General features: G+C 60.4%; 4 protein-coding genes. All 4 read left to right on the top strand.

Features of this window, described 5'->3' with window-relative positions; all coding sequences use genetic code 11:
* Positions 1 to 2,176 (top strand): heavy metal translocating P-type ATPase (locus EN893_RS16905; RefSeq protein WP_128361658.1); only part of this gene is annotated, 2,176 nt, incomplete at its 5' end.
* Positions 2,177 to 2,181: 5 nt separating this feature from the next.
* Entirely contained in the window at positions 2,182 to 2,337 is a 156-nt protein-coding gene (gene ccoS / locus EN893_RS16910) for a cbb3-type cytochrome oxidase assembly protein CcoS (protein ID WP_081714250.1), read from the top strand.
* 714 nt (positions 2,338 to 3,051) lie between these two features.
* Positions 3,052 to 3,669: a hypothetical protein gene (locus tag EN893_RS16915; protein ID WP_024502869.1), complete on the top strand. Its 618-nt coding sequence runs from the start codon at positions 3,052 to 3,054 to the stop codon at positions 3,667 to 3,669.
* A gap of 280 nt (positions 3,670 to 3,949) precedes the next feature.
* Entirely contained in the window at positions 3,950 to 5,131 is a 1,182-nt protein-coding gene (gene ubiM, locus EN893_RS16920; protein ID WP_024502870.1) for a 5-demethoxyubiquinol-8 5-hydroxylase UbiM, read from the top strand.
* Positions 5,132 to 5,416: the final 285 nt, after the last annotated feature.

Genomic DNA, 5,416 nt, shown 5'->3' on the forward strand with positions numbered 1-5,416 from the left:
CGATGATCTCCGCCAAACCGATCTTTCGGTGCCGAGCGTTCATTGCGCAGCTTGTATCCAGACGATCGAGACGGCGTTGGGAACGCTCGATCGCGTCGAGAGCGCCCGCGTCAACCTGTCGACGAAACGGGTCTCGGTCCGCTGGCGTGGCGACGAGGTTCCACCGTTCGTCGCCGCGCTTGGACGGCTCGGCTACCAGGCGCATCTCTTCGCCCCCGAGATTGATGAAAAGGACAGGACGCTTTCGGAGTTGATCCGCGCCGTCGCGGTTGCCGGGTTCGCGGCGGGCAATATCATGCTGCTTTCGGTCTCTGTCTGGTCCGGTGCCGAAGGCGCTACCCGCGACCTGTTCCACTGGGTCTCTGCGCTTATCGCCATCCCTGCACTCGCCTTCGCCGGCGGCATCTTCTTCCGCTCGGCCTGGAATGCGTTGCGCCACGGCCGCATGAACATGGACGTGCCGATCGCGGTCGGGGTGTCGCTTGCCTACGCCATGAGCCTCTATGAGACGATCAACCATGGCGACCATGCTTATTTCGATGCATCGGTGTCGCTGCTGTTCTTCCTGTTGATCGGCCGCACGTTGGATCACGTGATGCGCGAACGTGCCCGGATCGCCGTGAAAGGCCTGTCCCAGTTGGCCGCACGTGGCGCCATGGTGCTGCGCGGCGACGGCGCACGCGACTATCTGCCGGTTGGCGAGATCGAACCAGGGATGCAGCTGCTGATTGCTGCCGGCGAAAGGATACCCGTCGACGGCAAAATCATTCAAGGGGCATCGGATCTGGACTGTTCGCTTGTCTCGGGCGAGAGCACGCCTCGAAGCGTTGCAGCAGGCGAAGCCGTGCAGGCTGGTGTCCTCAACCTAACCGGCCCGCTGACGATTGAGGCGACAGCCGCCGCGAAAGATTCGTTTCTGGCGGAAATGGTTCGGCTCATGGAAGCCGCAGAGGGCGGCCGCGCGCATTATCGCCGGATCGCCGATCGCGTTTCAGCGCTCTATGCCCCGGTGGTTCATCTCACAGCCTTCGCGACGTTCCTTGGCTGGATGGCGGTGACCGGCGACTGGCATAGGGCGATAACCATCGCCATTGCCGTTCTGATCATCACCTGCCCGTGCGCGCTCGGCCTCGCCGTACCGATCGTTCAGGTGGTCGCCGCGCGGCGTCTGTTCGAGAACGGCATCATGGTCAAGGACGGTTCGGCCATGGAGCGCCTGGCGACGATTGATAACGCAGTGTTCGACAAGACCGGAACGCTCACGCTCGGACAACCCCGGCTCCTCAATGCATCGTCGATCGATCCGGCCATGCTGGCAATCGCGGCAGACATGGCCGCGCACTCGCGTCACCCGTTTTCAAAGGCCATAACCGGCTTTGCCGCTCCTGGCGGGCAACACAAATTCGATGCCGTCACAGAGCATCCGGGGTTCGGGATCGAAGCCACTGTCGCCGGAAGCATCTGGCGGCTGGGTCGACGCGGATGGGCTGGATGGAAGGCCCGGACCGGTGGTGAAGGCAACCATGGCTATGGCGGAACGGTGCTGACAAAAGACGGGTTCATTGTCGCGACCTTCGATTTCGAGGATGCGCTGCGCGCCGACGCGGCGGCGGCGATCAAGCGATTGAACGATACTGGGGTGTCGATGCAAATGCTGTCGGGCGATACCGCAGGTGCCTGCGGCGAAGTTGCAAGAATGCTGGGTGTCGACGACTTCGTTCCGTGCCTGCTGCCGTCGGGCAAGGTCGAGCGCATCGAGACCCTGGCGAAAGACGGACACAAGGTTCTGATGGTTGGCGACGGCCTCAACGACACGCCGGCGCTGAGCGCGGCGCATGTCTCGATCGCTCCGGCCACCGCCGCCGACATTGGCCGCAATGCCGCCGACTTCGTATTCCTGCGCGAAAGCCTTCTGGCAGTGCCTCTCGCGCTGGACGTCTCGCGCAAGGCGGGACACCTGATCCGCCAGAACATCGCGATTGCGATCGTCTACAATGCCGTCGCCGTGCCGATCGCCATCCTGGGCCACGCCACGCCTTTGTTAGCGGCGATTGCCATGTCTGCCTCATCGGTGCTTGTTATTGGAAACGCATTGCGCTTGCACGGCTTCGGGGCGAATGCGACGCTGCAAGTTATTCAAAAAGTCGGACGCTCCGCAGTCAGCTATTCGGCATAATCCTCGTGACGACGTTGCTCTATCTCATACCAGTGGCCCTTTTTCTGGGTGCACTGGGTGTGTCCGGCTTCGTCTGGGCATTGCGAAGCGGTCAATACGAAGATCTCGACGGAGCCGCCGAGCGGATACTAATTGATCGGGACGACAAACCGGAACGCTGATTTCAATCCGCTGTGCATAAGATGCGCGGATCGCGCTCGTCAGTCGAGCCGGCTCGGTCGGGAACAAGCTGTCCATGCTCCATGCTCCATGCTCCATGACCATCTTGACCTAAGCTGCACACTACATTTGTGAAAAGCCTCTGTCGTGCGAAGGACTGCCTACCATTGCACCCAGTATGAGGCGGCTGATGCCACGAGAGTACCTCGCGTGGCCGGACGAGAGCTTGGCAATGTGCGCACGGGTTCCAAAGTGGAACGTCACGGTCGATCACCTGACCGTGAACCGCCAGTGCCGATTGGTCATGTCTGGCTGATCCAGATCAGGGTCATACTCATCGGTGTGGTCTATTGACCAGTCTTCGACGGAGAAATGCATGACTTACGGAAAGATTGGTCGTCATTATCAGCACCTTCACGGTTCTGGGTTTTCTGTCGTGTGGTCGGCCATGCCTTGTGCTTACGGCGCAGCCATTAGCTGACCGGCGTCGTGTGTATCTCGCTTGCTGGCTGACCATCCGCGTGGCTGCGCGGACAGGGGGGCCGATCAACAGCTTTCGCCTTTGATGGGTTGTGTGCGTCGTTGCCGATCCATCCCGATTCCCGGCCCGCGCCTTGAGGCTATGCGACGGTACCGGAACCCAGCGCACGTCACGCGGTTCCGCGCGCGTGGTGTCCGCTCGTCACGACGATGAACGAACAAGCGGCTGGAGTACCATGAACACCGTACACATCATCGACTGCCACAATGCAAATGACTACTTCGCCGACAGGCAAGAGGGACCGATCGTGCAGCACTTGTTAAAGGCTGTCAACATCCGCGCGGAGCTCCACATGGCGTTGAACCGAACGAAATTTGGTGAGGCTGTAGTACGAGCGATGGAGGCGGAGTGCGACGTGCTTCACATCGCCGGGCACGGCAATGGTGACGGGATCGCTTCGTCCAGTGGGCGAAGTGGCCTTCTTTGGGCTGACTTCGTAAAAATGTTCCAGGGCTCGCATCCAGCGCCGAAGATCCTCGTGATGTCAACGTGCTGCGGAGCATCATCGGGGTTGGGACGTGCGTTTTCGAGATCGATCAACCGTCCGAAGTTGATCATTGGTTCGAGTGACGCGCGCTATTTCGACGACTATGTCGCCGCGTGGGCTTTGCTCTATCGGCGACTGAATTGCAAGGACATCGACATCGAAGCCATGCAGCAGGTTCTTGATGAGATATGCGCGGTCGTGGATAAAAGTTTCCGCTACCTTGGCTGGGATGACGAGAGAGAGCGCTACGTTCGATACCCTCACCCTCGCAAGAGAGCCCGCTTCGACGTCGTGGAGCGTGAGTAGTATGCGCAAGGGTTCCAGGTGGAATGTGGCGATCGATGCGGCGCGGCCGTCGCTGACCAGCGTCGCGAGTGTCTCGCTTGCTGGCGGCGATCTGCGCGGCTGCGCGGCGAAAGGGCGGGATCGGTTAGCCGCATCCACCTCTGAGCGCTTTGAGTGCTTCGTTGCCGATCGATGCGAATCTCCCGGCCCAGCGCCTTTAGGCAATGCGGCGGGCACGGAGCTCATGTCACTCGGCTCAGTTTCACCGTTACACGAGGATAGGCGACCGGATGGCGGCACGCTGATGGGCTCTGACGATAATTTTGACATCGTTGTCGTTGGAGCCGGCCCGGTCGGCCTTTCGTTCGCTGCGTCGCTTGCCCAAAGCGAACTCAAGGTGGCAGTTGTTGAACAGAACACATTCGATAGTCTGGCGAATCCGGCTTTCGATGGTCGCGAAATCGCGCTGACCAACGCTTCGATCAGAACCCTTCGCGAGCTCGGCGCCTGGGATGTCATTCCGGCTTCGGACAAATCAGCACTTCAAGGCGCGCGCGTGCTCAACGGCTCGAGCGCATTCGCTCTTCGTTTCGATCCTCCCAGCAACTCTGGAGAACCGCTGGGGGTTTTGGTTCCAAATTGCCGGATCCGCGAGGCGCTGTTCAAAATCGTCCGCTTGCAGGATCGCGCCCGGCTGTTGTGCGGCCACTCGGTCGTCGATGCAACAAACAGCCAAGAAGGAGCAGTCGTAACGCTCTCTAATGGCGCGCGTTTAACTGCTCGGCTGGTTGTTGCCGCGGATTCGCGTTTGTCCGCCACGCGTGATCTGCTAGGCATCGGCGCCGATATCAACCGGCTTGGCCACTCGATGCTGATTTGCCGAGTGAGGCACGAGCGCGCCCACCACCAGATCGCCATCGAATGGTTCGATCACCATCAGACGATAGCGATATTGCCCCTAGCGGAGGGCATGTCGTCGCTGCTGCTCACATTGCGCTCAAACGAGGCCTATAGACTGCTTGCCTTCGATGATGATTTGTTCCTGTCGGAGTTGACGAAACGGTGTCGAGGGCGCCTTGGAAAAATGACCTTGGCAAGCAAGCGCCACACCTATCCGCTGGTCACGACCTGGGCGCACAAATTCCGGGCGCCGAGCGCCGCACTCATCGGCGACGCTGCCATCGGCATGCACCCGGTGACCGCTCACGGGTTCAACATCGGTCTCAGCAGCCAGAAGCAACTCGCCCGTGGAATCATGACTGCGTGCCGCGACGGCCGCAATGTTGGCGACCCCGACATGCTGCATATATACGAAAGGCGGCTGCGCCTGTCGGCGGCGCCGCTCTACCATGCAACGAACATATTGGTTGGACTCTACTCCAGAGACCACCTGGCGGCACGGCTTGCAAGGCATCTGGGGCTTCGCTTTGCCCAACATGTTCCCCTTGTCCGGCATGGGATTTCGGCGGAGCTCCAGCGGTGATACTGCACCAGCAGTCGCATTTTTGCGCGTGCTGGGCGAGCGATGGGAGAGAGTGCATGATGCACCGGAGTAATCCTGCTCCCCGACGCTGATCTCCGATTGAAGAATTAACCCGTCCTTCAGGGGGGCTGCATAGGCTGCGGACAAGCAGGAGTAAGCAAGCTGACCCGTCCAGCCTTGGAAAAAGAAGATCCGCTGGAGGCGAGAATCCTTCAGGACCAGCTCGCTGATCTGAGGGCAGGCCTTTTCGTCTCAATGCCGATAAGCATTGTGCTGTCCGGGCTG

The organism is Mesorhizobium sp. M7A.F.Ca.CA.004.04.2.1 (assembly GCF_004022825.1).
Classification (GTDB): Bacteria; Pseudomonadota; Alphaproteobacteria; order Rhizobiales; family Rhizobiaceae; genus Mesorhizobium.